We start from the raw sequence: 24,244 nt of genomic DNA on the forward strand, positions 1-24,244 counted from the left end.
CTGCGTCTCGAAGGATGGTCCAGCCGCCCCGGGAGCCTCCGGGAGCATCCTTCGAGACGCCGCTTCGCGGCTCCTCAGGATGAGGGCTGAGTGTGGGCGATCCATTGTCATGCCGCGCGCGTGTCGCGTGCGAGCGCGGCGCATTCGCTCCAGCGGAAGCAGCCGGTCAGGTGGTCGTTGACCAGCCCGCAGGCCTGCATGAAGGCATAGACGATGGTCGGGCCGCAGAAGGTGAAGCCGGCCTTCTTCAGCTCCTTCGACATCGCCTCGGAGACCTTGGTCTGGGCCGGCACCTCCCCCTGCGTGCGGAAGCTGTTCTGCAGCACGCGGCCGTCGAGATGCTTCCACAGGAAATCGGCGAAGGGCTCGCGCTCGCTGATCCTGAGATAGGCCTGCGCGCTCCTGATCGTGCCCTCGATCTTGCCGCGGTGGCGGATGATGCCGGGATCGGCGAGCAGGCGCTGGACATCGGCCTCGCCGAAGCGGGCCACGCTCTCGGGCTCGAAGCCGGCGAAGCCGGCGCGAAAGGCGTCGCGCTTGCGCAGGATGGTGATCCAGGACAGGCCGGCCTGGAAGCCGTCGAGGATCAGCTTCTCCCAGAGCGCGCGGGAATCATATTCCGGCACGCCCCATTCGGTATCGTGATAGGCGAGGTAGAGCGGGTCGGTGCCCGGCCAGCGGCAGCGGAACTTGCCGTCCGGCCCCTGGATCGCGCCGCGTTCCTCGGTCGGGGCGAGGGCTTCGCTCACGATGCGGCTCCCGCGGCGGCGCCGAAGCCCGGCTCGCCGGGGAAGGGGAAGCGGATGAAGTCGGGTTTTTCCGCGAGACGGAAGGCGAGGCCGCCGCCGAGCGGCGTCTGGCCGGCGGCCATGGCATCGGCCAGCCGGTCGAGCCGCAGCAAGGCGAGCGCCTTGCCGTTCGCGCCGGAGCCCACGGTGCCGAGCGGCTTGCCGCCTGCGGTCGCCTCGGCGCCCGTCTCGGTGGCGATGCCTTCGTCGAAGACGATCGGCACGACGCGGGTGCGGGCCGTGCCGCGATGCTGCATGCGCGACACCACCTCCTGCCCGATATAGCAGCCCTTCCTGAAGGAGACGCCGCCGAGCTGGTCGAGCAGCGCCTCGTGCGGGAAGGTGTCGCCATAGGGGAAGTCGCGGCCGCCAGCCGGCACGCCGAGCCCGATGCGGCGGGCGTGATAGGCCTCGGGCCCGGCATCGACCAGGCTGTCGATGCCGGCGGCATCGGCGATGGCGCGCTGGCCGAGGGCCGGCAGGCGCGGATCCTCGTAGACGAAGCCGGCATCGGCCGGCAGCGGCGCGCCATCGGCGGAGACGAGCACGGCGCTGGCTTCGCTCAGGTCGTCGAGCGCCACCTTGGCGCGCAGCTTGTAGAGTTTCAGGCGCTTCATCAGGTCCGCGGTCTGGAGCAGGGGCGTGTCGAGCAGGAAGCCGCCGCCGTCTTCCGCCGGGAGCGCCACGATGAAGAAGTCGCAGATGATCTTGCCTTGCGGCGTCAGCAGCGCGCCATAGCCGGCGCGCTCCGGCGTCACCGTCTCCATCGCGTTGGTGACGATGTTGTCGAGGAAGTCGCGGGCGTCCTCGCCGCTGACGCGGACGACGCCGCGGTCGATCAATCGGGTGGCGGACATGCTGCTGCTCCTGCGAACCGAGGCGATAGGTAGGCGGCTTCGGCGGCTTTCTCAACTCGCCTATGCACCAGCTTTGGGCTAACTCCCTCCATCCGTCTTATAAGCTACGCCGTCATCCCGGATGCAGCGAAGCGGAGATCCGGGATCCATGCCTGAGGCGTTCCGGCATGGATCCCGGATCGGCGCGGCTTCGCCGCTTGTCCGGGATGACGGTTCGGCTTCCATTGCAAATCCGCCAGAAACCGGAGATCCGCCATGCCCCAGACCTATGACGTCATCCTCAAGGGCGGCACGGTGGTGAACCAGGACGGCCGCGTCGCGCGCGACGTCGGCGTCGCCGGCGGCAAGATCATGGCGCTGGGCGATCTCGGCCGCGCCTCGGCCGGCGAGGTCGTCGACTGCACCGGGCTGCACATCCTGCCGGGCGTGATCGATTCCCAGGTGCATTTCCGCGAGCCGGGGCTCGACCACAAGGAGGATCTGGAGAGCGGCTCGCGCGCGGCCGCGCTCGGCGGCGTGACCTGCGTCTTCGAGATGCCGAACACGATTCCGCAGACGACGACGCCCGAGGCGCTGGCCGACAAGGTCAGGCGCGGGCGCCATCGCATGCATTGCGACTTCGCCTTCTGGGTCGGCGGCACGCATGAGAACGCCGGCGACGTGCCGGATCTGGAGCGGCTGCCCGGTGCGGCCGGCATCAAGGTTTTCATGGGCTCCTCGACGGGCGACCTGCTGGTCGAGGATGACCGTGGCGTCGCCGAGATCCTGAAGCGCACCCGCCGGCGCGCCGCCTTCCATTCCGAGGACGAGATGATGCTGCGCGAGCGCATGCCCCTGCGCGTCGCGGGCGATCCGTCGAGCCATCCGGTCTGGCGCTCGCCCGAGGTGGCGCTGACCTGCACCCAGCGGCTGGTGCGGATCGCGCGCGAGACCGGCGCGCGCGTCCATATCCTGCACATCTCGACGGGCGAGGAGATGGTCTTCCTGAAGGATCACAAGGACGTTGCCACCGTCGAGGTGCTGCCGAACCATCTGACCCTGGTCGCGCCGGATTGCTACGAGCGGCTCGGCACCTACGCCCAGATGAACCCGCCGATCCGCGACGACAGCCACCGCCGGCGCATCTGGTGGGGCGTCGAGCAGGGCATCGTCGACGTGCTCGGCTCGGACCACGCGCCGCATACGCATGAGGAGAAGCACCACCCCTATCCGGCGAGCCATTCCGGCATGCCGGGCGTGCAGACGCTGGTGCCGATCATGCTCGACCATGTGAATGCCGGCAGGCTTTCGCTGGAGCGCTTCGTCGACCTCAGCAGCGCCGGGCCGCAGCGCATCTTCGGGCTCGAGGGCAAGGGCCGGATCGCGGTCGGCTGGGATGCCGATTTCACCATCGTCGACCTCAAGCGCCGCGAGACGATCACCAATGCCTGGAACGCCTCGAAATGCGGCTGGACGCCCTATGACGGCGTCACCGTCACCGGCTGGCCGGTCGGCACCTATGTGCGCGGCCTCAAGGTGATGTGGGAGGGCGAGCTGACCACGCCGTCGCAGGGCGAGCCGGCCCGCTTCCTGGAGGCGCTACCGCGAGGATGAGGCGATGCCGCGCCCGGAGGCAGCTCCGCGGCGCGGCGGAAACGGATGTCGTGTGGTTGGGTGGCTCGGGCGCCGGCCGGGCTTGTCCCCGGAGCGGCGTAGGAGGTCAGTGGCCCAAGCCCGAGGTCAGTGGCGCGTGCCGCTGGTGAAGGCGCCGCAGCGGACCTTCTCGGGCAGGGCCTCGGTGAAGACGGCGGTCGCTTCCTCGCCATAGGTCTCGACCAGCGTGCGCAGCGCCGCGAACAGGGCGGCATGGGCCATGGCGTCGGAATCGAGCCCGTCCTGCTGGCCTTCGGCGAAGGCGTCCTCGACGTAACCATAGGCGACGCGGCGCGCGTCGCCATGGTCCTCGGGGAGGTTCGGGTCGAGCATCGGGTCGTCTGAAAGGATCGACATCGAGACGGGACTCTGTGGCCTCTGGCTGGAGCGAATCGCGCCGGTTCTGCGCCGGATCGCGACGTTTGGTGACGATCCAGTCATAAGCCGTGCCAGAGCGGCACGCTACCGTGGCGTTTAAGAAAGGTTAACGCGAAGCCAAGAATTCCACCGAAGAGCGCATTCGGGCAACAGTTGTTGCCTATCCGCCATAGCGCCCGGCGAGGGTGCGCGAGAGCTGCCCGCCCTGGTCGGCGAGGCGGGAGGCGGCTTCCTGGCTGGCATCGGTGCAGGCGCGGTGGGTCAGCGCATAGGCCTTGAAGCCGCGGTTGAACGCCGCCGTCAGGCGGTCGCGCCGCTGCGGCGTGCGCCCCTCCGCCTCGACCAGCGCCGCCATGCGGTCGCGCCAGTCCCGGGCCTCCTTGCCGCCGCAGAGCGTACGCAGATAGGCGAGCGAGCCCATGATCTCGGCGAGCTGCAGGAGCTGCGGCTCATAGGGCGGGCCGTCCGGCTCCGGCGCCGCCGGCTCGGCCGGCTTGCTCGCCGGCGCGGGGGGGCGCTGCTGGGCAAGGGCGGCCGCGGGGGCGAGCGCGACCAGGCCGGCGAGCAGGGCGGCGAGCGGCCTCATGCCGGAGCCTCCCCGGCATAGAGCCTGTGGGCCCGGCGCAGCACCTCGCCGAGCTCGCGCGTGGTCGGAAGGCCGCCGAGCCGCAGCGGATCGGCCCACATCACCGCCCCCGCTTCCGGGCCGGGCCGGGGCTCGCCGGAGAGCCATTCGCCGAAGAAGGAGGCGACGACGAAGTGATGCGTCACCGCGCCTTGCGCATCGCGGCCGAAGATCTCGACATGGCGGTTGAAGCCGAGGATGCGGGCGCTGACGCCGACCTCCTCCGCGAGCTCGCGCAGGGCGGCCTCCTCGAGCGTCTCGCCAGCCTCGACCTTGCCGCCGGGCAGCGACCAGAGCCGGTCGGCGGGGGGCTTCGTCCGGGTCGCGAGCAGCACCTTGCCGTCGCGGAAGACCGCGACGGAGGCCGCCAGCACCGGCCGGGCCGGCGTCTTGCCGGCGGCGGGGAAGCGGATGACCTGCCCGTCCCCGGGGCTCATCGCGGGCGGCCTTCGTTCAAACGTGCTGCCCGCCATTGATGTGGAGCTCCGAGCCGGTGACGTAGCTCGAGGCGTCGGTGCAGAGGAAATAGATCGCCTTGGCGACCTCCTCGGTCTTGCCGAGGCGCTTCATCGGCAGGGTCGCGACGATCTTCTCGGTGCCCGGCGAGAGGATCGCGGTGTCGATCTCGCCCGGCGAGATGGCGTTGACGCGGATGCCGAGCGGGCCGAAATCGGCCGCCATCTCGCGGGTCAGGCTGGCGAGCGCGGCCTTGGAGGTGGCATAGGCCGCCCCGGCGAAGGGATGGACGCGGGAGCCCGCGATCGAGGTGACGTTGACGATCGCGCCCCTGGCGGCGGTCAATTCGTCGAGCAGGCCGCGCGCCAGCATGATCGGCGCGAAGAAATTGACCTGGAAGACCTTGTGCCAGTCGTTGAAGGAGGTGGTGGCGGCGCCGAGCCGCTCGCCCTTCGGCCCTTTCGGCGAGATGCCGGCATTGTTGACGAGCGCGTTGAGCTTGCCGCCCTCGGCGACCAGCCGCTTCTTGATCTCGGCGATGCCGCGCATCGTGTCCTCGGGGTCGCCGAGGTCGATCTGGACATGGTCGTCGGCGCCCGACGGCCAGGGGCACTTGTCGGAAAAGGCCTGGCGCGAGCAGGAGAGGATGCGCCAGCCCGCCATGGCGAACTGCATCACCGTGGCGTGGCCGATGCCGCGGCTTGCCCCGGTCAGCAGCATCACCGGGCGCTTGCCGGCCTCGGTCTTGGGAAAGTCGAATTTCGGCATCGCCATGGGAATGTCCTCAGGGGTAGAGGCGCGTCTTCGTCCAGGGCTCGGCGGCCGAGGCGCGGCGGAAGACGATGCGGTCGTGCAGACGGAAAGCGCCGTCGCGCCAGAACTCGATATAGACCGGAACGATGCGGAAGCCGCGCCAATGCGGCGGGCGCGGGATCTCGCCGATGCCGAACTTCACCGTATAGCTCGCCACCGCCTTCTCCAGCGCGAAGCGGCTCTCCAGCGGGCGCGACTGCTGCGAGGCCCAGGCGCCGATGCGGCTGTCGCGCGGGCGCGACTGGAAATAGGCGTCCGATTCGGCGTCGCTCACCGGCTCGACGGGGCCGCGGATGCGGATCTGCCGGCGCAGGCTCTTCCAGTGGAACAGCGCCGCCGCCTTGGGCTGGCCGAGCAGTTCCTGGCCCTTCTGGCTTTCGGTGTTGGTGTAGAAGACGAAACCGTCCGGGCCATGACCCTTGAGCAGCACCATGCGGCTGTTGGGCAGGCCGTCTGCGTCGACGGTGGAAAGCGCCATGCCGTTCGGGTCGTTCGGCTCGGATTTGGCCGCCTCGTCCAACCAGCTCTGAAACAAGGCGAAAGGCTCGTTTTCCTGGGTGAAGTCACCGCTCGTTAACGGTTGCACAGTCTAATCCTCCACAATGGTCAGTGGGCGTGGGCGAGCGGGGAAGTGATCCGGTTTCGGGCGGCTGGTTTATATAGGGCAGGGGCACAGACGTTCCAAAGCCTTCCTCGGCGCACGGCGCCCATGCGCGCATGCGTCGCTGCCGCCGCGGTCGCGCTGGGCCTGCTGTGCGCCGGCTGCTCGGTGTCCTTCCCGATTCTCGGCCTGTCGAGCAAGAGCGAGGACGAGGTCGCGACGACCTCCGCCGTCCTGCCGGCGCGCGGGCCGGACAAGGCCGCCGGGCTCGGCCATCTCGCCAGCGAGCTCGGCCCCGAGGATCTGCGCCGGGCCGACGGCGCCATGGCGGTGGCGCTCGACCCGCAGGGCAACGGCGCCGCTGTCTCCTGGGACAATCCGCAGACCGGGATCAAGGGCTCCTTCGTGCCGGTCGGCGGCCCCTTCCTGCGCTCGGACGAGATCTGCCGCGCCTTCATCGCCAGCGTCCAGACGCAGACGCAGCCGCTCAAATTGCAGGGCACGGCCTGCCGCCCTTCCGGCGGCGACTGGGCGGTCAAGGACATGGAGCCCTGGAAGGGGCTGGGCTAGCCTCCCGCGGCGGCCGGAAAAGGCGGAAAGAAGCCGGAGCCGGCAGGATGTTGCGTACGGGCCACACCATCACCAGATAGAGCGAAGCGGACGGCCCGCCGCCGGCGAGGCCGTCCCGTTTGCGTGGAACGAGGTTTTTGGATGCGCGACCCGTATCAGGTTCTGGGCGTCGCCCGCGGCGCGAGCGACGCGGAGATCAAGAAGGCTTTCCGCCGCCGCGCCAAGGAACTGCATCCCGACAGCAACCGCAGCGACCCCAAGGCGCAGGACAAGTTCGCCGAGCTGAACGCCGCCTATGAGATCATCGGCGACGAGACCAAGCGCAAGCAGTTCGACCGCGGCGAGATCGACGCCGAGGGCAAGCCGCGCTTCCAGGGCTTCGAGGGCATGGGCGCGGGGATGGGCGGCCGCGGCGGAAGGGCAGGCGGCTTCGAGTTCAATTTCGGCCAGGGCGGCGCGCCCTTCGGCCGCGGCGGCGATGCCGGCTTCGACGCCTCGGACATCTTCTCCTCGCTCTTCGGCGAGGCCGGCCGGCGTGCGCGCGGCAGGGCCGAGCCGCAGAAACCGCCGGAGCAGAGCTTCACGCTGGAGGTGACGCTGGCGCAGGCCGTCGGCGGCGCCTCGCGGCGGGTCAAGCTGCCCGGCGGGCGCGAGGTCGAGATCACCATCCCGGAGGGGGTGAGCGACGGCAAGGTCATGCGGCTGCGCGGGCTCGGCCAGACCGATCCCTTCTCTGGCGAGGCCAGCGACGTACTGATGACCATCAAGGTCAAGCCCGATCCGCGCTTCACCGTCGACGGCAACGATCTGCGCACGCGCGTTGCCGTGCCGCTCGCCAAGGCGGTGCTGGGCGGGCCGCTGCATGTGCCGACATTGACCGGCGCGGTCGAGATGACGATCCCGCCGATGACCGGCACGACCAGGCAGTTCCGTTTGCGCGGCAAGGGGCTGAAGGGCGAGAAGGGCGCGGTCGGCGACCTCTTCGTCGCGATCGACATCGAGATGCCGGCGAGCGACGCCGAGCTGACCGCGCTGATGAAGGAGCGGGCCGACTGAGCGCGGCCGCCCTGCGGGTGGTCAGAAGGGCCCGGGCGGCCCGCCCGGGGCCTTAGCCGGCGTTTCTGGCGTGGGGACAGCCCGCAAAAGCGGTTCCCACTTCCCTGCGACTGTTCTAAGAGACCTGCTCAATCGTTCATCTGCGGGTTTCCCATGCCTGATTCCAGCGCCGTTTCGCCGACCGCCAATCTCCTCAAGGGCAAGCGCGGGCTCGTGATGGGCGTCGCGAACAACCGCTCCATCGCCTGGGGCATCGCCAAGGCGGCAGCGGATGCGGGCGCGGAACTCGCCTTCACCTATCAGGGCGACGCGCTGAAGAAGCGGGTCGAGCCGCTGGCGAAGGAGCTCGGCGGCCATGTCGTCGGCCATTGCGACGTCACCGACGGCGCGACGATCGACGCGGTCTTCGCCGAGGTCGAGAAGCTCTGGGGCAAGCTCGACTTCGTCGTCCACTGCATCGCCTTCTCCGACAAGGACGAGCTGACCGGCCGCTATGTCGACACGACCGAGGCGAACTTCTCCAAGTCGCTGCTGATCTCCTGCTATTCCTTCACGGCGATCACCCAGCGCGCCGAGAAGCTGATGCCGGATGGCGGCTCGCTGCTGACCCTGACCTATTACGGCGCCGAGAAATGGATGCCGCATTACAACGTCATGGGCGTCGCCAAGGCCGCGCTGGAATCGAGCGTGCAGTATCTCGCCGCGGATCTCGGTCCCTCCAAGATCCGCGTCAACGCGATCTCGGCCGGGCCGATCAAGACGCTGGCCGCCTCGGGCATCGGCGATTTCCGCTACATCCTGCGCTGGAACGAGTACAATTCGCCGCTGCGCCGTACGGTGACGATCGAGGAGGTCGGCGAGACGGCGGTGTTCCTCGTCTCCGACATGTCGCGCGGCATCACCGGCGAGGTGCTGCATGTCGACGCCGGCTATCATGTCGTCGGCATGAAGGTGCCGACCGCGCCCGATATCACCCTTGAAAAGGGCGAGTGAGCGAGATCGTCGTCAGCGTTTTGTTATAACTTCGTTGTAACAACGGTCCTGATCTGCTAGCTTTTCCTTCACATGGAGGAGCTGCGATGCAGAGTGCGATCAAAAAGATCGGCAACTCGGCCGGGATCGTCATTCCCAAGCCGTTGCTGGCCGAGATCGGCGCGAAGGCGGGCGATCCGGTCGAACTGGCGGTCGAGCAGGGCCGCCTCGTCGTTCAGCCTGTGAAGCGGATGCCGCGTGCCGGTTGGGCGGAGGATTCGAAGCGCCTCGCCGCCGCGGGCGACGACGCTTTGCTCTGGCCGGAATTCGCAAATGACGAGGATGAGCAGCTCGTATGGTGATGCGTGGCGAGATATGGCTCGCGACGCTCGATCCGACTGTCGGCAGTGAAATCCGCAAGACACGGCCCTGCCTGATCATCTCGCCGGCCGAAATCCACGATCATCTGCGAACGGTCATCGTCGCTCCGATGACGTCCAAGGGCCGACCTGCCGGCTATCGTGTGCCGGTCAGCTTCCAAGGCGTGGATGGGCTGATCCTCCTCGAACAGAGCCGGGCCATCGACAAGAAGCGGCTGGTCAAGCGGCTCGGCGCGGTACCGCCCGATACGCTGACCGCTGCACTCGAGGTCCTGCGTGAGCTTTACAGCGAGTAGGGCGGCTGCGCTTCAGGCGAGCAGGGTCTGTAGGCGTCGGGTCGAGGCCTCGTCGCGGCGGATCGTTTCGTCTGCGACCGCCTTCAGCAGGGCTGTGACCGTCCGGCCGCCGATCAACCGGTCCGGCATGATCTGCGCCAGCGGCGCCAGCACGAAGGCGCGCTCGGCGATGCGCGGATGCGGAACCTGGAGGCCCGGCCGGTCGATCGCCTCCTCGCCATAGGTCAGGATGTCGATGTCGAGCGTGCGCGGCCCCCAGCGCTCGCGGCGCTCGCGCCCGCCGGCCCGCTCCAGCGCGAGGCAGAGCGCGAGCAGCTCTTCGGCTGCCAGCGTCGTCTCGACCAGCGCGGCCATGTTCAGGAATTCGGGCTGGTCGGTCTTGCCCCAGGGCGCGGTGCGGTAGACCGGCGACAGCCGCCCGAGCCGGATGCCGGGATGGCGGCGCAGGGCGGCGAGCGCGGCGGCGAAGGCGGCGACCGGATCGCCGAGATTGCCGCCGAGGGCGAGGGCCGCTTCAGTCGCCACGCCGGAAGCTCAGCCTGACGCCGACGGAGCCCAGCGTCGCCGGGATCGGCGGGGCGGGCTTGCGCAGCGTGACCGCGATGGCGGCGATGGGGGCGAAGGCCTCGAACAGCGCGAGCGCCACGGCGCGGGCGGCGCTCTCCAGCAATTGATAGCGCCGGGCGGTGAAGACCGCGCTGACGATCGCCACGGCGCGGCCGTAATCGACCGTGTCGGCGAGGCGGTCGCTCTCGGCGGCGGCGCGCAGGTCGACGTCGAGCACGAGGTCGATCACGAAGCGCTGCCCGAGCCGCTCCTCTTCCGAGAAGAAGCCGTGATAGGCGTAGATGTCGAGCTGCTCGATCAGGATCTGGCCGGTTTCGCTCACGGGATCACCTTCGTTTCGTCCGCGATGGCGGCCCAGACCCTGAGCGCGTCGACATGCGGCGCGACATCGTGGACGCGCAGGATGGCGGCGCCGCGGCTGGCGCCGTAGAGATGGGCGGAGAGGGTGGCGGCAAGGCGCTCGGCCGGGACCTTGCGGCCGGTGACGAGGCCGAGCGTCGATTTGCGCGAGGCGCCGAGCAGGATCGGGCAGCCGAGCACGCTGAGCCGGTCGAGCTCGCGGATCAGGTCGAGGTTCTGCCGCGGCGTCTTGCCGAAGCCGATGCCGGGATCGACCGCGATCTGCCGGCGCGGCACGCCGGCGGCCGTCGCGATGGCGATCGAACCTTCGAGAAAGCCGATCACCTCGTCGAAGATGTCGAGCGAGGCGTCGGCCGCGTCGCGGTTGTGCATCAGCACGAGCGGAGCCCCCGCCTTCGCCGCGACCGCGGCGATGCGTGGATCGCGCCGGGCGCCCCAGACGTCGTTGACGATCGCGGCTCCGGCGGCGAGCGCCGCTTCCGCCACCTCGGCCTTGTAGGTGTCGATCGAGATCGGGATCTCCGTCCGCGCCTTCAGCCCGGCGACGACCGGGAGCACCCGGGCGAGCTCCGTCGCGGCGTCGACGGTCGCGTGGCCGGGCCGGGTCAATTCGCCGCCGATGTCGACGATCGCGGCGCCCTCCGCGATGAGGCGCAGGCCGTGCGCTACCGCCGCCTCGGCGCTGCCGAGCTGCCCGCCGTCGGAGAAGGAATCCGGGGTGACGTTGACGATGCCCATCAGCAGCGGCCCGCCATCGAGCGGGAGGCTGCGGCCATCGGGAAGGGTGAGAGCAGGGGGCATGGCGGTCCGGGGCGGCTGGGTCGCCCGGCCGCCCGCGCGCGGCGGGGACGACGACCCTTGTCGCGCTGGGCTATACACAGACTGTCGATTTTGCACCACAGCAAGCGACGGATCGTCGCGATCGGCTCCGGGCGGGAGGCCGGGGCGCGGAAGGCTTTGACCTTCGGGAAAGAGCCGTGCAGAAGCCGGGCATGGTTCCGCTCTCGCTTCCGCACCGGCTCGTCCTCGTCCGCCACGGCGAAACCGACTGGAATCGCGAAGGCCGCCTGCAGGGCGGGCAGGACATCCCGCTCAACGCGCTCGGCCGCGAGCAGGCGGCCGAGGCCGCCGGCCGGCTCAAGGCGCTGGAGCCGGGCTTCGCCGGGCTCGACTACATCTGCTCGCCGATGGGCCGGGCGCGCGAGACCATGGACATCCTGCGCCGCGACCTCGACCTGGCCGCCGGGGCCTATCGGGTCGACGACCGGCTCAGGGAGCTGACCTTCGGGACGTGGGAAGGCTTCACCTGGCGGGAGATCCGCAAGGCCGAGCGCGAGCAGGCGCATCTGCGCGAGCGCGACAAATGGGGCTTCGTGCCGCCGGGCGGCGAGAGCTACCGGATGCTGGCCGAGCGGGTCCGGCCGGTCCTGGCCGGGCTGGAGCGCGAGACGGTGATCGTCAGCCATGGCGGCGTGGCGCGCGCCATCCTGGCGCTGGTCGGGGCCGTCGCCCCGCAGAAGGCGGCGATGGTCGAGATCTGGCAGGGCAAGCTGCTCGTCGTCGAGGGCGACAGGGCCGACTGGCTCTGAAGCCGCCGCCGGGGCCCGTGGCGGCCGAGCGCGCGGCGAAACCATGCGAAGGCGGGGGTCGGCGCCGCCGCCTCCCGATGCGCCGGATGTCTCTGGGACGCCGCTTTCGCCCGTGACGGCATCGGGCCTTGGAGGCCTGCCGGCCGCGGCCGGACGCCGCCATTCATCGTCGGTTCACGGGTGATCTGGCAGGGCGGATATGCTAGCAGATCCGCATGGAGCGGCGGCTTGCCCGGCCGGGGGGCTCGACCGGACGACGCGGCGATCAGAGCGACGATTCCGGGTTTCTTTAAAGGTGCGTGACAAGGTGCGAATGAAGGATGCGGAGGCGGCAGCCTCCCGCCATCGGTCGGCCGTCGAGCGCAGCGGGGCGCCATGAACGATATGAGCAAGCTGTCGGCGGCGGCGGATGCGGCGGCGAAGCCGCTCGCCATGCTGGCCGGCGAGAAACGTCCGGAATTGCTGCGCGACGAGGTGCTCGCCGAGATCTTCGCCGCGACCGTCGCGGCGCGGCCCGACCACGCCGCCCTGACCGACGGCGTGCGCCGGCTGAGCTATGCCAAGGTCTGGGTCGCGGCCGGGCGGCAGGCGCGCGGGCTGCATCTGGCCGGCGTCGGGCCCGGCGACATGGTCGGCCTGTGGATGCCGCGCGGCATCGAGCTGCTGATCGCCCAGATCGCGATCACGCGCGCGGGCGCGGCCTGGGTGCCCTTCGACGCCGAGGCGCCGGTCGAGCGCATCGCGACCTGCCTCGACGACGCGCAGGCCAAGGGCATCGTCACCTGCGGCGGCTGGCTGGCGCGCGCCGAGGAGACCGGCCGCAAGGTCTGGACGCCGGATGCGCTCGCCGCCGGCGCGGACGCGGTCGAGCCGCCGGCGCGCCCGGCCGGGCTGACCAAGGACCATCCCGCCTATCTGATCTACACCTCGGGCTCGACCGGCACGCCGAAGGCGATCGTCATCAGCCACCGCAACATCTGCCATTTCCTGCGCGCCGGGAACGCCGTCTACGGCTTCGGCCCGGAGGATGTCGTGTTCCAGGGCGCATCCGTCGCCTTCGATCTCTCGATGGAGGAGATCTGGACGCCCTATCTGGTCGGCGCGACCCTGTTCGTCGCCTCGCCCGAGACGATGGGCGACGCCGAGAAGCTGCCCGCGATCCTGAGCGAGGCCGGCGTCACCATCATCGACACGGTGCCGACGCTGCTCGGCATCCTGCCTTCCGACGTGCCGTCGCTGCGCCTCATCCTGCTCGGCGGCGAGGCGCTGCCGCCAGCGATCGTGCAGAAATGGTCCAGGCCCGGCCGGCGCATCCTCAACACCTACGGCCCGACCGAGGCCACCGTCGTCGCCACCGCCGCCGAGGTGGTGCCGGGCGAGGCGGTGACGATCGGCCGGCCGATCCCGAACTATACCGCCTATGTCGTCAACGAGAGCCTGCATCTCGTCCCTCCCGGCGAGCAGGGCGAGTTGCTGATCGGCGGTCCCGGCATCGCCCGGGGCTATCACGGGCGCCCCGACCTCACCGCCGAGAAGTTCATCGCCAACCCGTTCTCCGGCGTCGCCGATAACGAGGACCCGATCCTCTATCGCTCGGGCGATGCGGTCAGCCTCGACGGCGACGGCAACATCGTCTTCCACGGCCGCATCGACGACCAGATCAAGATCCGCGGCTTCCGCGTCGAGCTCGGCGAGATCGAATCGAAGCTCGCCGACGAGCCCGGCGTGGCCCAGGCGGCGGTCGTGCTGCGCAGCGACGACGGCATCGAGCGGCTGGTCGCCTTCGTGGTGCCCGAGCCGGGCGTGGGCGTCGACGGTCCGGCGCTCAGGGCCGCGCTGCGCGAGAAGCTGCCGCCCTATATGGTGCCGGCGCATTTCGAGGCGGTCGGCTCGCTGCCGCGCATGGTCTCCGGCAAGGTCGACCGCAAGATGCTGAAGGCGGCGCCGCTGACGGCGCCGAGCAGCGACGGCGAGCAGGAGCCGCCGCGCAACGCCACGGAGGCCGCCCTGCTCGAGGCAGCCAGGCGGGTGCTCGGCGCGGCCAGCCTGCCGCTGGAAGCCGATTTTTTCGTCGATCTCGGCGGGCATTCGCTGCTCGCCGCCCGCTTCATCTCGATCGTGCGCGAGACGCCGGCCTATGCCGGGATCACGCTGCAGGACGTCTATGGCGCGCGGACTTTGCGGGGCATGGCCGCGCTCCTCGACGAGCGCGGCGCGGCCGCCGCCGAGGACCTCTCCTTCACGCCGCCGCCCTTCCTGCGCCGCTTCCTCTGCGGGCTGGCGCAGGCCGCGGTGCTGCCGGTGATCATCGGGCTCTCCACCGCGCAATGGCTCGGCGTCTTCGTCACCTACATGATCGTGTCGGGCGAGGACCTGTCGCTGCTCGGCCAGATCGCAGCGCTCCTCGGCATCTACGTCGCGATCATGGTGGTGACCGGGCTGATCGCCATCGCGCTGAAATGGATCGTGCTGGGACGCACCCGGCCCGGGGTCTATCCGCTGTGGGGCGTCTATTACTTCCGCTGGTGGTTCGCGGCCCGCGTCGCCAGCCTGGTCCATGTCAAATGGCTCCAGGGCACGCCGGCGATGCGCTTCTACTGGCGCCTGCTCGGGGCGAAGGTCGGGCGCGACGTCATCCTCTCCGACTACGAGGCCGGCGCGATCGACCTGATCGAGATCGGCGACGGCGCCAGCTTCGGCACCAAGACGACCTTCGCCAATGGCGAGGCGATCGGCGACAAGCTGGTGATCGGCCGCATCCGGATCGGCAAGGACGTGGCGGCCGGCGCCTCGGTGGTGATCGGCCATGACAGCGTCATCGGCGACCATGCCGAGATCGGCGACCTGACCGCGATCGCGCCCGGCAGCCATGTCGGCGAGGCCGAGATCTGGGACGGCTCGCCCGGCCGCAAGGTCGGCATGGTCGACGTCGCCGCGCTGCCGCCGCAGGCGCAGGCCTCCCCGGCGCGCCGCGCGCTGCTGATCGCCTTCTACGCCTTCATGCTGGTCGTGCTGCCGCCGGTCAGCCTGCTGCCGATCTTCCCGGCCTTCTGGCTGTTCGACAAGATCGACTACTGGATCGCCGGCTGGACCGAGATCAGCTATCTCTGGTTCCTGCCGCTGCTGTCCTGGCCGACGGCGATCGGGCTGATCGCCTTCACCGTGCTGCTGATGGCGGCCCTGCGCTGGGCGATCCTGCCGCGGGTGACCAGCGGCTCCTATTCGATCCATTCCGGCTTCTACGCCCGCAAATGGACGGTGGCGCTGGCGACCGAGGTGACGCTGGAGACGCTCTCCTCGCTCTTCGCCACCATCTATATGCGTACCTGGTACCGGCTGATGGGCGCCCGGATCGGGCGCGGCGCCGAGATCTCGACCAACCTCTCCGGCCGCTACGACGTGACCGGCATCGGCGCCGGCAACTTCATCGCCGACGAGGTCGTCTTCGGCGACGAGGAGATGCGCCGCGGCTATATGCGGCTCGCCGAGACGCGCACCGGCGAGCAGGTCTTCGTCGGCAACGACGCGGTCGTGCCGCCGGGCTCCGTCATCCCGGACCGGGTGCTGATCGGCATCAAGTCGAAGCCGCCGGCCAACGACCGGATGCAGGCCGGCGACACCTGGTTCGGCTCGCCGCCGATCAAGCTGCCGACGCGGCAGAAGGTCGATCTCGGCGACGACTGGACCTACAAACCCTCCCTCGCCAAGCAGTTCGGGCGCGGCGTGTTCGAGGCGCTGCACACCTCCTTCCCGGCGATGCTGTTCATCACCTTCGGCACCATCGCGGTCGATACGGTGCTGCAGCAGAAGATCAACGAGGGCGACTGGCTCGGCCTCGTCACCGCCTTCATGGGCGTGTCCGTGGTCATCGCCGCCGTGCAGGCGCTGATCTGCGCCGGGGTCAAATGGCTGATGATGGGCGTCTACAGGCCGGTGATGAAGCCGATGTGGTCGTGGTGGGCGATGCGCACCGAGGCGGTCGCGGTGATGTATTGGGGCCTGGGCGGCAAGGTGCTGTTCGAGTATCTGCGCGGCACGCCGTTCCTGCCCTGGTTCCTGATGCTGTTCGGCGCGAAATACGGCAAGGGCGTCTGGCTCGACTCGACCGACATCACCGAGTTCGACTGCATCAAGGTCGGCGACTTCTGCACGGTCAACGCCCATTCGGCGCTGCAGACCCATCTCTACGAGGACCGGGTGATGAAGACCGGCCGGGTCCGGCTCGGCAAGGGCGTCTGCGTCGGCGCCGGCGCGACCGTGCTCTACGACACCCATGTCGGCGACTATGCCCGGATCGGCCTGCTCACCGTCATCATGAAGGGCGAGAACCTGCCGGCGCATACGCGCTGGGAAGGCGCGCCGGCCGTGCCGGCGGCGGCCGCCGCGCATTGAGCGGCGGGGCGGCGCTCAGCCGGCCCGGCGCGCCGCCGCATTCGCCGGGGAGGCGCCGCCGAGGAGCGGCAGCGCCGTCTCCTCGGGGTCCAGCTCGCGCAGCGCGCCCTTGGGCAGCGGGCCGAGGACGAGGCCGCCGATGCGGACCCGGACGAGGCGCAGCACCTGGGCCCCGGTCGCCTCGACGATCCGCCGGATCTGCCGGTTGCGGCCCTCGTCGATCACCATCTCGAGCCAGGCGTTGCGGTCGCCCTCGCGCAGCAGCGCGGCCGATTTCAGCGACAGCGCCTCGCCATCGTCGACGGCGCCCTGCCGCAGGCGGGCCATGAAGGGCGGGTCGGGAACCCGGTCGATCTGGACGTGATAGGTCTTCTCGACGCCGGAGGCGGGGTCGAGGATGCGCTGGGCCCAGCGCGTGTCGTTGCTCATCAGCAGCAGGCCCTCGCTCGCCATGTCGAGCCGGCCGACCGGGGCGAGATGGGGCAGGTCGAGCCCGCCGAGGCAGGAATAGACCGTCTGCCGGCCCTCCGGGTCGCTGGCGGTCGTCACCAGCCCGCGCGGCTTGTTCAGCATCAGATAGACGCGCCGCGCCGCCGAAACCGGCGCGCCGTCGACCTGCAGCCGCGCCCGGCGCGGGTCGACGCGCAGATCGGGGTGGCGGACGATGCGGCCATCGACCGCGACCCGGCCTTCGCGCACCAGCTTCTCGGCCTGGCTGCGCGAGCAATAGCCCAGCTTGGACAGGGTGCGGGCGAGGCTGACGGCGTCCGTCGGGGCGGGGCCGGGGCGCGTGCGGAAGGGTTTCATGCCGAGCCTGAGCGTCTGGGGCCTGCGGTGGGCGGTCCCCGCGCGCCGCGTTGCTGCGGCAGTGCTGGGGTCGGCGTTGCCGCGCGGCGGTCGGGCTTCGGAAACGGAGCCCCGGTTGGAAGCGGTGAGGTGATTTGGCCCGATGGCCCGGCGCTGCGATCGCGCGGGGCGGACGGACCGAGGCATCCCCGAAGCCGCGCGACGGGGCGGCCCGGGGCTAGAATCCCGCGATGATGGGGCTCCCGGGGCGCCAGGAGCGCAAGGGGCAAGGTGGCCTGCGGCGCATGGGCGAGCCTTGAAGCGGGCGCGACCCGGGCTTGTCAATGGGCAAGCGGAAGCGCATGCGGGGTTTCGCCGCGTTCCGATCCGGCTTAAGAGCCGGTGCGAAACCAATCGGGCAGCCATGTCGCACAACAGCTTCGGCCATCTCTTCCGCGTCACCACCTTCGGCGAGAGCCATGGGCCCGCCATCGGCTGCGTCGTCGACGGCTGCCCGCCGCTGATCCCGCTGACGGAAGCCGATATCCAGGCCGATCTCGACCGGCGCCGGCCCGGCCAGTCGCGCTTCACCACCCAGCGCCAGGAGCCGGACCAGGTCCGCATCGTCTCGGGCGTCTTCGCCCGCGAGAGCGACGGCGTGCCGGTGACGACGGGCACCTCGATCGGGCTCCTGATCGACAATGTCGACCAGCGCTCCAAGGACTATTCCGAGATCAAGGACAAGTACCGGCCGGGCCATGCCGACTACACCTATGACGTGAAATACGGCATCCGCGACTATCGCGGCGGCGGGCGCTCCTCGGCGCGCGAGACGGCGATGCGGGTCGCGGCGGGCGCCATCGCGCGGAAAGTCGTGCCCGGCATGGTCGTGCGCGGCGCGCTCGTGCAGATCGGCCCGCACAGGATCGACCGCGCCAACTGGGACTGGGAGGAGGTCGGCCGCAATCCGTTCTTCTGCCCGGATGCCAAGGCCGCGGCCTTCTTCGAGGGCTATCTCGACGGGATCAGGAAGTCCGGCTCCTCGATCGGGGCGGTGCTGGAGATCGTCGCCGAGGGCGTGCCGGCGGGCCTCGGCGCGCCGATCTACGGCAAGCTCGACACCGAGATCGCGGCGGCGCTGATGAGCATCAATGCGGTCAAGGGCGTCGAGATCGGCGAGGGCTTCCACGCGGCGGAACTCTCCGGGGAGGAGAATGCCGACGAGATGCGCGCCGGCAATGACGGGCGCCCGCTCTTCCTCTCCAACCATGCCGGCGGCATTCTCGGCGGCATCTCGACCGGCCAGCCGATCGTCGCGCGTTTTGCCGTGAAGCCGACCTCCTCGATCTTGGCGACGCGCGCCACCGTGACGCGCACCGGCGGCGAGGCGGAGATGTTCACCAAGGGCCGCCACGACCCCTGCGTCGGCATCCGCGCCGTGCCGGTGGGCGAGGCCATGGTCGCCTGCGTGCTGGCCGACCATTACCTGCGCCATCGCGGACAGGTCGGCGCGGTCGAGCCGCGCTGGCCCTTCCAGGAGTGAGGCAGGCCGCCCTTCTCGGGACCCGGGCCGTCATTGCGCGCGCAGCGAAGCAACCCAGGGGAACCGGGTCGAAACGTCTCACCCGGTCTCCCCTTGAGCGCTTCGTCGCTTCGCTCCTCGCCATGATGGAGAGGGGACTTCGCCGCTGCGTCGCGTCTTGCATTTCAGTGGTACTGAAAATGCATCCGTATTTCATTGCAGATGAAGCGCGGGCGTATTAGCTTGCGGGCATGAAGCTCGACGTCTGGCTCCGGCAGAACAGGATCGCGCGCAGCGCCTTCGCGAGGCAGGTCGGCCTGTCGCCGGCCAGCGTGACCGCGCTGTGCAACGATCCCGCTGCCTGGATCTCCCGCGAAAGCGCCGAGCGCATCGCCACCGCCACCAGCGGCGCCGTCACCCCCAACGATTTCCTCGGCCTGTCCGGGCCGCGCGAGGCTGCCATGTCCAACAATGTCGCCGAGACCATCGAAGCCTTCGCCCGCGGCGAGATCGTCATCGTCACCGATGACGACGATCGCGAGAACGAGGGCGACCTCATCGTCGCCGCCTCGCTCTGCACGCCGGAGAAGATGGCCTTCATCATCCGCAACACCTGCGGCATCGTCTGCGCGCCGCTGACGGCGGGCGAGGCCAAGCGCCTGCGCCTCGACCCGATGGTGTCCTCCAACGACGCGCCGCTCGGCACGGCCTTCACCATCACCGTCGACGTCAAGCACGGGCTCACCACCGGCATCTCGGCCGAGCAGCGCACCAACACGGTGCGCGCGCTGGCCAACGGCAATATGGGCGCCGCCGATTTCGTCCGCCCGGGGCATGTCTTCCCGCTGATCGCCAAGGATGGTGGCGTGCTGATGCGCTCCGGCCATACGGAGGCCGCCGTCGACCTGTGCCGGCTCGCCGAGCTGCCGCCGGTCGGCGTCATCTGCGAGCTCGCCAATGACGACGGCACGGTGATGAAGGGCCCGCAGATCACCGCCTTCGCCGAGAAGCACGGGCTCAAGCAGATCACCGTGGCCGATCTGATCGCCTATCGCCAGTCGCGCGAGAAGCTGGTCGAGCGGGTGCATTCCTTCCCGGTCAAGACCGCGTTCGGCGAGATGACGGGGCATGTCTATGTCACGCCCTTCGAGGACACGCAGCATTTCGCCTTCGTGATGGGCAAGCTCGGCGACGGCGAGAAGGTGCCGGCCCGGCTGCACCGCGCCGATGTCGTGGCCAACGTGCTCGGCGGGGCGGGCTCGATCCAGTGCGCGCTCAGGCGCTTCCAGCAGGACGGGCGCGGGGTCCTGATCTATCTGCGCGACGGCAGCGCCGGCGTGCCGATCAAGAGCGTCGAGGAGGAGGGCTCGGATGCGCTGCGCAGCCAGCAATGGCGCGAGATCGGGCTCGGCGCGCAGATCCTGCGCGATCTCGGCGTCGCCTCGATCGTCAACCTCGCCTCCTCGCCGCGCTCCTTCGTCGGCCTGAGCGGCTTCGGCATCGAGATCGCCGAGACGCAGCCGCTGGAGTGAGGCGCCGCCCGAGGCACCCGCAAAGGAAACCCGGGTCATCCCGGGCGACCGCAGGTCAGCCCGGATTCCGGATCTCCCCCTCGCTCCGTCCGGGGTGACTGACGCCTGTCATCGGCGTAGCGCCTGGCCGGCCGGCGCTCAGCCGCCCATCAACGCGCCGACATGGGCGGCGGTGGACTTCGCCAGCGCCTCGAGGTCGTAGCCGCCCTCCAGCACCGAGACCAGGCGCCCGCCGGCATGCCTGTCGGCGAGGTCCATCAGCTTCTGCGTCGCCCAGGCGAAATCGGCTTCGCGCAGATTGATGTCGGCGAGCGGATCGCGCCAATGCGCGTCGAAGCCGGCCGAGACGACGATCAGATCGGGCCGGAACGCCGCGACGCGCGGCAGCACGGCGATGTCGAAGGCCTCGCGGAACGCATCCGAGCCGTCGCCCGAGGAGAGCGCGACATTGACGACATTGTCATGCGCGCCGCGCTCCGCGGGCGCGCCGGTGCCCGGATAGAGCGGCATCTCGTGCACCGAGGCGTAGAGCACGCCGGCATCGTCCCAGACGATGTCCTGCGTGCCGTTGCCGTGATGGACGTCCCAGTCGACGATGGCGACGCGCTCGGCCCCATGCGCCCTGCGGGCATGGCGCGCCGCGATGGCGGCGCTGTTGAAGAAGCAGAAGCCCATGGCGCGCTCGCGCTCGGCATGATGGCCCGGCGGACGCATGGCGCTGAAGGCGTTGCGCGCCTTGCCGGTCATCACCTCGTCGACGCCGAGCACCGCGCCGCCGACGGCGCGCAGCGCCGCCTCGACGGTGCCGGGCGAGAGCGCCGTATCGGCGTCGAGATGGACGAACCCCTCCCGCGGCGCGCCGTCGAGGATCGCGCGGGCATGGGCGGCCGGGTGGCACAGGGCGATCTCGTCGAGCCGGCCGAGCGGCGCCTCGACCCGAATCAGCGGGGCGAAGCGCTCCGCCTCGAGGGCGCGTTCGACGGCCCTGAGGCGGTCGGGGCGCTCGGGATGGCCGGGCGGCGCGGCGTGGAGCAGCCCGGCGGGATGGGTGATCAGCAGGGTCGTCAAGGGCAGCTCAGTCCGTCGCGGCGGAGTCGGGCGGAAAACCGTGGCGGCTTTGCCACGGTCGCGCCGCGAGCGCCCATTCCTGCGCGGAACAAGATTGCGCGGCGCTGGTTGAGAGCCTAGTCCTGCTCACGATCATCGCCTCCAGAGCCTTCCGGCCGGCCTTCGGCGATACGAAGCGTTAACGTTCGATTCATCATAAAAGCTGCCTGCGGGTTGCTCTGGTGGAGACTATGAAAAAGACCGTTTTCGTCGCGCTGGCTGTGTCGGCCCTGCTGGGCGCCTGCCAGTACAAGAGCGTTGCCGCTCCGGAGCTGTCGGCCCGCGACGCCGAATATATCGCGCTCGTCCCGAAATTCGATACCTACCTGCCTTACCTTCCCTATGAGATCAGCGATCCGACCGGCCAGCCGCCGGGCACGATCTATATCGATACCAAGGAGAAGTTCCTCTATCTCGTCCTGCCGAACAAGAAGGCGATCCGCTACGGCGTCGCCACCGGCGACGAAGCCTATGGCTGGACCGGCGAGGCCGTGGTGCAGCGCAAGGCCGAGTGGCCGCGCTGGACGCCGCCGGCCGAGATGGTCAAGCGCTGGCCGCATCTGAAGCCGGTGGCGGGCGGCATGAATGGCGGGCCGGAAAACCCGCTCGGCGCCCGCGCGCTCTATCTCTACCAGAACGGCCACGACACGCTCTACCGCATCCACGGCACCAACGAGCCGGAGACGATCGGCCGCTCGGCCTCCTCCGGCTGCATCCGGATGCGCAATATCGACGTGATCGACCTGTTCAACCGCGTGCCGGTCGGCGCCCGGGTGGTCGTCGTCTGAGATCCATCCCTCGATCCGGTTCTTCTGCGATGGCGGGCGTCTGCGGGCGCCCGCCATCGTCGTTTCGGGATACCGGGCAAGAAAAAAGGCCGGCGGGAGGGGGACTCCGCGCCGGCCAGTCATTGGGTCTCGAAAAGGGAGGTTTCAGTCGTCGAAACCGTGGCGGAGCACGCCTGGCAGATCGGCCTTGCGTGGCTCTCCCGACTCCCTCAACGCCTCGGAGTTCCTCCGGGTTCCCGCCGCGACCGCCTGAATCGCGATGGGGCGGAAAAGCGATGCGTAGGTCGCCCGCGCCGAAGCGTCGTGGAAGCCCTTGCGGGTCTGCGTCGTGGAACGCGCGTCGAGATGAATCATGGCTCCTGACTTCGCTGATTGTCCGATGCCGGCCGGGTCTCGCTGGCCGACTTCAGGAGGCTGACAGCCAATCGGGACGGCCGCGGGGCGCGATCGTGATTTGTTCGTGGCGGCCCGCGCCGCGCCCGGGCGTTTTCGCCGTCTTGGTAAACGACATGGAAAAGCCGGGCGCGCGGCGCCCGGCTTTCCTCGGTCTCTCGTTCAGATGGGCCGGCGGTCAGGCCGCCAACAGCCCTTCCGCCTTGGCCCAGGCCAGGGTCTTGTCGAGGGCGCGCTCGGCGCGGTCGAACATCTCCTCGATCTCGGCCTCGTTGATGACCAGCGGCGGGCAGAAGGCGAGGCGGTCGCCCATGGCGCGGGTGATCAGCCCTTCCTGCAGCGCGAAAGCGACGGCCTTGGCGCCGACGCCCTTCTTCACCTCGAAGGAGGCCTTGGTCTGCTTGTCCTTGACCAGCTCGGCGCCGCCGATCAGGCCGACGCCGCGCGCCTCGCCGACCAGCGGGTGCTCGGTCAGCCTGTTCAGGCGCTTGAGGAAGGTCGGCGCGACCCTGGCGACGTGGTCGACGATCTTCTCGCGCTGGTAGATCTCCAGCGTCTTGACCGCGATGGCGCAGCCGACCGGGTGGCCGGCATAGGTGTTGCCGTGGCCGAAGGTGCCGATCTTGCGGCTCTGGTCGACGAGAACGTCGTAGATCCTGTCGTTCATCATCACGGCGCTGAGCGGGAAATAGGCCGAGGTGATCTGCTTGGCGAGCGAGATCGAGTCGGCGGACATGCCATAGGTCTCGGTGCCGAACATCTTGCCGGTGCGGCCGAAGCCGGTGATGACCTCGTCCGAGATGAAGAGGATGTCGTATTTCGCCAGGACGGCGTTGACCTTCTCGAAATAGCCCTCCGGCGGGGTGATCGCGCCGCCGGCGCCCATCACCGGCTCGGCGATGAAGGCGGCGACCGTATCCGGCCCCTCGCGCAGGATCATCTCCTCGAGCTCGGCGGCGAGCCGTGCGGAGAAATCCTGCTCGCTCTCGCCGGGCTCGGCGAAGCGGTAGTGGTGCGGGCAGGAGGTGTGCAGGATGCCCGGCAGCGGCAGGTCGAAGTCGATATGGTTGTTGGGCAGGCCGGTCAGCGAGGCCGAGGCGACGGTGACGCCGTGATAGCCCTTCAGCCGCGAGATGATCTTCTTCTTCTGCGGGCGGCCGAGCGCGTTGTTGAGATACCAGACGATCTTGACCTGGGTGTCGTTGGCGTCGGAGCCGGAGGCGCCGTAGAACACCTTGGAGATCGGAACCGGGGCGATCTCCTTCAGCTTCTCGGCCAGCTCGATCGCCGGGTCGTGGCTGCGGCCGCCGAAGATATGCGTGAAGGGCAGTTTCTTCATCTGCTCGGTGGCGGTCTCGATCAGCTCCTGGTTGGAGTAGCCGAGGCCGGTGCACCAGAGCCCCGCCATGCCCTCGATATATTCCTTGCCGGTCGAATCGTAGACGTAGATGCCCTTGCCGCTCTCCAGCACCAGAGGCCCGGTTTCGCGATGGGTCGCGAGGTTGGTGTAGGGATGGACGAGGGTCTCGATATCCCGGACGGCGAGGTTCGACAGCATGGCGGGCTCCCGGTTCTGTTTAATATTCTTGCCAGCATACGCCGATATGGCCACAAATGTTGAGCGAATTTGGCGCAGGGGACGGTAGACTCTGCCGCAGGACGCGCGGAACGGAAAGGCTTCGCGCCGGGCGGACGCAACGGTCGATGGCATGGCCCGGGACCCGCCCGAGCCGTCATCGGATGGCTTTGGCGCCACGCTCCCCGCAATGACGGCCCGGACAGGT

25 protein-coding genes are annotated in these 24,244 nt (G+C 69.6%); 11 read left to right on the forward strand and 14 right to left on the reverse strand.

The window, feature by feature from the left end; translation table 11 throughout:
- Positions 1-107: 107 nt before the first annotated feature.
- A complete protein-coding gene (locus ACWH43_RS05815) occupies positions 108-749 on the reverse strand; it encodes a DNA-3-methyladenine glycosylase I (protein WP_260349559.1) in 642 nt (213 codons plus the stop codon).
- Entirely contained in the window at positions 746-1,645 is a 900-nt protein-coding gene (gene ygfZ, locus ACWH43_RS05820; protein WP_158443570.1) for a CAF17-like 4Fe-4S cluster assembly/insertion protein YgfZ, read from the reverse strand. Before ygfZ ends, ACWH43_RS05815 begins: the two co-directional genes overlap by 4 nt.
- 255 nt (positions 1,646-1,900) lie before the next feature.
- Between ygfZ and ACWH43_RS05825 the strand changes: the two genes are divergently transcribed.
- On the forward strand, positions 1,901-3,238 hold the full coding sequence (locus tag ACWH43_RS05825; protein ID WP_158443569.1) for a dihydroorotase: 1,338 nt from the start codon (positions 1,901-1,903) through the stop codon (positions 3,236-3,238).
- A gap of 126 nt (positions 3,239-3,364) precedes the next feature.
- On the opposite strand, the gene ACWH43_RS05830 is transcribed toward ACWH43_RS05825, so the two are convergent.
- From ACWH43_RS05830 to pdxH, 5 genes are all read right to left on the reverse strand, one after another.
- Positions 3,365-3,634: a hypothetical protein gene (locus ACWH43_RS05830; RefSeq protein ID WP_370954497.1), complete on the reverse strand. Its 270-nt coding sequence runs from the start codon at positions 3,632-3,634 to the stop codon at positions 3,365-3,367.
- A gap of 181 nt (positions 3,635-3,815) precedes the next feature.
- Positions 3,816-4,241: a TIGR02301 family protein gene (locus ACWH43_RS05835; protein WP_158448353.1), complete on the reverse strand. Its 426-nt coding sequence runs from the start codon at positions 4,239-4,241 to the stop codon at positions 3,816-3,818.
- A complete protein-coding gene (locus ACWH43_RS05840) occupies positions 4,238-4,717 on the reverse strand; it encodes an NUDIX hydrolase (protein WP_158446422.1) in 480 nt (159 codons plus the stop codon). Before ACWH43_RS05840 ends, ACWH43_RS05835 begins: the two co-directional genes overlap by 4 nt.
- A 16-nt stretch (positions 4,718-4,733) precedes the next feature.
- The gene (locus tag ACWH43_RS05845) at positions 4,734-5,456 is read right to left on the reverse strand and encodes an SDR family NAD(P)-dependent oxidoreductase (RefSeq protein ID WP_158446424.1); all 723 of its coding nucleotides are present in this window, start codon (positions 5,454-5,456) and stop codon (positions 4,734-4,736) included.
- Between the two features lie 64 nt (positions 5,457-5,520).
- The gene (gene pdxH / locus ACWH43_RS05850) at positions 5,521-6,135 is read right to left on the reverse strand and encodes a pyridoxamine 5'-phosphate oxidase (RefSeq protein WP_158446421.1); all 615 of its coding nucleotides are present in this window, start codon (positions 6,133-6,135) and stop codon (positions 5,521-5,523) included.
- 123 nt (positions 6,136-6,258) lie between these two features.
- Here pdxH and ACWH43_RS05855 point away from each other — a divergent pair, with 123 nt between their 5' ends.
- The 5 genes from ACWH43_RS05855 (at position 6,259) to ACWH43_RS05875 (ending at position 9,424) form a co-directional block, all read left to right on the forward strand.
- On the forward strand, positions 6,259-6,720 hold the full coding sequence (locus tag ACWH43_RS05855; protein ID WP_158446420.1) for an RT0821/Lpp0805 family surface protein: 462 nt from the start codon (positions 6,259-6,261) through the stop codon (positions 6,718-6,720).
- Between the two features lie 141 nt (positions 6,721-6,861).
- Entirely contained in the window at positions 6,862-7,776 is a 915-nt protein-coding gene (locus ACWH43_RS05860) for a DnaJ C-terminal domain-containing protein (protein WP_158446419.1), read from the forward strand.
- A gap of 153 nt (positions 7,777-7,929) precedes the next feature.
- Entirely contained in the window at positions 7,930-8,769 is an 840-nt protein-coding gene (fabI, locus tag ACWH43_RS05865; RefSeq protein WP_158446418.1) for an enoyl-ACP reductase FabI, read from the forward strand.
- 86 nt (positions 8,770-8,855) lie between these two features.
- Positions 8,856-9,110 (forward strand): AbrB/MazE/SpoVT family DNA-binding domain-containing protein, encoded by a 255-nt coding sequence (locus ACWH43_RS05870; RefSeq protein WP_158446417.1) that lies wholly within the window; start codon positions 8,856-8,858, stop codon positions 9,108-9,110.
- On the forward strand, positions 9,104-9,424 hold the full coding sequence (locus tag ACWH43_RS05875; protein WP_158446416.1) for a type II toxin-antitoxin system PemK/MazF family toxin: 321 nt from the start codon (positions 9,104-9,106) through the stop codon (positions 9,422-9,424). Before ACWH43_RS05870 ends, ACWH43_RS05875 begins: the two co-directional genes overlap by 7 nt.
- A 12-nt stretch (positions 9,425-9,436) precedes the next feature.
- Here the strand turns inward: ACWH43_RS05875 and folK are convergent, their stop codons facing one another.
- The 3 genes from folK to folP are packed head-to-tail and all read right to left on the reverse strand — an operon-like array spanning position 9,437 to position 11,152.
- Positions 9,437-9,949, reverse strand: a complete 513-nt coding sequence (gene folK, locus ACWH43_RS05880) for a 2-amino-4-hydroxy-6-hydroxymethyldihydropteridine diphosphokinase (RefSeq protein WP_158446415.1) — start codon at positions 9,947-9,949, stop codon at positions 9,437-9,439.
- Positions 9,939-10,313, reverse strand: coding sequence for a dihydroneopterin aldolase (gene folB, locus ACWH43_RS05885; protein WP_260349565.1), 375 nt, complete (start codon positions 10,311-10,313; stop codon positions 9,939-9,941). The genes folK and folB overlap by 11 nt, the downstream gene beginning before the upstream one ends.
- Positions 10,310-11,152, reverse strand: a complete 843-nt coding sequence (gene folP, locus ACWH43_RS05890) for a dihydropteroate synthase (protein ID WP_448153418.1) — start codon at positions 11,150-11,152, stop codon at positions 10,310-10,312. The genes folB and folP overlap by 4 nt, the downstream gene beginning before the upstream one ends.
- 191 nt (positions 11,153-11,343) lie before the next feature.
- Between folP and ACWH43_RS05895 the strand changes: the two genes are divergently transcribed.
- Positions 11,344-11,940, forward strand: coding sequence for a histidine phosphatase family protein (locus tag ACWH43_RS05895; protein WP_158446423.1), 597 nt, complete (start codon positions 11,344-11,346; stop codon positions 11,938-11,940).
- A 375-nt stretch (positions 11,941-12,315) separates the two neighbouring features.
- Positions 12,316-16,332: a Pls/PosA family non-ribosomal peptide synthetase gene (locus tag ACWH43_RS05900; protein ID WP_448153419.1), complete on the forward strand. Its 4,017-nt coding sequence runs from the start codon at positions 12,316-12,318 to the stop codon at positions 16,330-16,332.
- Between the two features lie 15 nt (positions 16,333-16,347).
- Here the strand turns inward: ACWH43_RS05900 and ACWH43_RS05905 are convergent, their stop codons facing one another.
- Positions 16,348-17,139: a pseudouridine synthase gene (locus ACWH43_RS05905; protein ID WP_158448355.1), complete on the reverse strand. Its 792-nt coding sequence runs from the start codon at positions 17,137-17,139 to the stop codon at positions 16,348-16,350.
- 403 nt (positions 17,140-17,542) lie between these two features.
- Here ACWH43_RS05905 and aroC point away from each other — a divergent pair, with 403 nt between their 5' ends.
- Together aroC and ribB are read left to right on the forward strand one after the other, a co-directional pair.
- On the forward strand, positions 17,543-18,661 hold the full coding sequence (gene aroC / locus ACWH43_RS05910) for a chorismate synthase (protein WP_158445505.1): 1,119 nt from the start codon (positions 17,543-17,545) through the stop codon (positions 18,659-18,661).
- 230 nt (positions 18,662-18,891) lie between these two features.
- Positions 18,892-20,172: a 3,4-dihydroxy-2-butanone-4-phosphate synthase gene (ribB, locus tag ACWH43_RS05915; protein WP_448153420.1), complete on the forward strand. Its 1,281-nt coding sequence runs from the start codon at positions 18,892-18,894 to the stop codon at positions 20,170-20,172.
- Positions 20,173-20,310: 138 nt separating this feature from the next.
- Here ribB and ACWH43_RS05920 read toward each other — a convergent pair whose 3' ends face one another.
- Positions 20,311-21,240 (reverse strand): histone deacetylase family protein, encoded by a 930-nt coding sequence (locus tag ACWH43_RS05920; RefSeq protein WP_158445507.1) that lies wholly within the window; start codon positions 21,238-21,240, stop codon positions 20,311-20,313.
- Positions 21,241-21,470: 230 nt separating this feature from the next.
- Here ACWH43_RS05920 and ACWH43_RS05925 point away from each other — a divergent pair, with 230 nt between their 5' ends.
- On the forward strand, positions 21,471-22,067 hold the full coding sequence (locus ACWH43_RS05925) for a L,D-transpeptidase (protein WP_158445508.1): 597 nt from the start codon (positions 21,471-21,473) through the stop codon (positions 22,065-22,067).
- Between the two features lie 144 nt (positions 22,068-22,211).
- Here ACWH43_RS05925 and ACWH43_RS05930 read toward each other — a convergent pair whose 3' ends face one another.
- Positions 22,212-22,421 (reverse strand): hypothetical protein, encoded by a 210-nt coding sequence (locus ACWH43_RS05930; RefSeq protein WP_158445509.1) that lies wholly within the window; start codon positions 22,419-22,421, stop codon positions 22,212-22,214.
- A 217-nt stretch (positions 22,422-22,638) separates the two neighbouring features.
- Entirely contained in the window at positions 22,639-24,018 is a 1,380-nt protein-coding gene (locus ACWH43_RS05935) for an aspartate aminotransferase family protein (protein WP_158445510.1), read from the reverse strand.
- Positions 24,019-24,244 lie beyond the last annotated feature (226 nt).

It is taken from the genome of Allobosea minatitlanensis (genome assembly GCF_964020775.1).

What these genes read in the sequence shown, in the direction of transcription:
- ribB (WP_448153420.1), top strand. Translation starts at nt 18,892, where the DNA reads ATGAAGCTCGACGTCTGGCTCCGGCAGAACAGGATCGCGCGCAGCGCC.
- ygfZ (WP_158443570.1), bottom strand. Translation starts at nt 1,645, where the DNA reads ATGTCCGCCACCCGATTGATCGACCGCGGCGTCGTCCGCGTCAGCGGC.
- ACWH43_RS05900 (WP_448153419.1), top strand. Translation starts at nt 12,316, where the DNA reads ATGAACGATATGAGCAAGCTGTCGGCGGCGGCGGATGCGGCGGCGAAG.
- ACWH43_RS05835 (WP_158448353.1), bottom strand. Translation starts at nt 4,241, where the DNA reads ATGAGGCCGCTCGCCGCCCTGCTCGCCGGCCTGGTCGCGCTCGCCCCC.
- ACWH43_RS05870 (WP_158446417.1), top strand. Translation starts at nt 8,856, where the DNA reads ATGCAGAGTGCGATCAAAAAGATCGGCAACTCGGCCGGGATCGTCATT.
- ACWH43_RS05825 (WP_158443569.1), top strand. Translation starts at nt 1,901, where the DNA reads ATGCCCCAGACCTATGACGTCATCCTCAAGGGCGGCACGGTGGTGAAC.
- ACWH43_RS05860 (WP_158446419.1), top strand. Translation starts at nt 6,862, where the DNA reads ATGCGCGACCCGTATCAGGTTCTGGGCGTCGCCCGCGGCGCGAGCGAC.
- ACWH43_RS05905 (WP_158448355.1), bottom strand. Translation starts at nt 17,139, where the DNA reads ATGAAACCCTTCCGCACGCGCCCCGGCCCCGCCCCGACGGACGCCGTC.
- ACWH43_RS05855 (WP_158446420.1), top strand. Translation starts at nt 6,259, where the DNA reads ATGCGCGCATGCGTCGCTGCCGCCGCGGTCGCGCTGGGCCTGCTGTGC.
- fabI (WP_158446418.1), top strand. Translation starts at nt 7,930, where the DNA reads ATGCCTGATTCCAGCGCCGTTTCGCCGACCGCCAATCTCCTCAAGGGC.
- ACWH43_RS05845 (WP_158446424.1), bottom strand. Translation starts at nt 5,456, where the DNA reads ATGCTGCTGACCGGGGCAAGCCGCGGCATCGGCCACGCCACGGTGATG.
- ACWH43_RS05840 (WP_158446422.1), bottom strand. Translation starts at nt 4,717, where the DNA reads ATGAGCCCCGGGGACGGGCAGGTCATCCGCTTCCCCGCCGCCGGCAAG.
- ACWH43_RS05875 (WP_158446416.1), top strand. Translation starts at nt 9,104, where the DNA reads ATGGTGATGCGTGGCGAGATATGGCTCGCGACGCTCGATCCGACTGTC.
- ACWH43_RS05930 (WP_158445509.1), bottom strand. Translation starts at nt 22,421, where the DNA reads ATGATTCATCTCGACGCGCGTTCCACGACGCAGACCCGCAAGGGCTTC.
- folP (WP_448153418.1), bottom strand. Translation starts at nt 11,152, where the DNA reads ATGCCCCCTGCTCTCACCCTTCCCGATGGCCGCAGCCTCCCGCTCGAT.
- aroC (WP_158445505.1), top strand. Translation starts at nt 17,543, where the DNA reads ATGTCGCACAACAGCTTCGGCCATCTCTTCCGCGTCACCACCTTCGGC.
- ACWH43_RS05830 (WP_370954497.1), bottom strand. Translation starts at nt 3,634, where the DNA reads ATGTCGATCCTTTCAGACGACCCGATGCTCGACCCGAACCTCCCCGAG.
- ACWH43_RS05925 (WP_158445508.1), top strand. Translation starts at nt 21,471, where the DNA reads ATGAAAAAGACCGTTTTCGTCGCGCTGGCTGTGTCGGCCCTGCTGGGC.
- ACWH43_RS05895 (WP_158446423.1), top strand. Translation starts at nt 11,344, where the DNA reads ATGGTTCCGCTCTCGCTTCCGCACCGGCTCGTCCTCGTCCGCCACGGC.
- ACWH43_RS05935 (WP_158445510.1), bottom strand. Translation starts at nt 24,018, where the DNA reads ATGCTGTCGAACCTCGCCGTCCGGGATATCGAGACCCTCGTCCATCCC.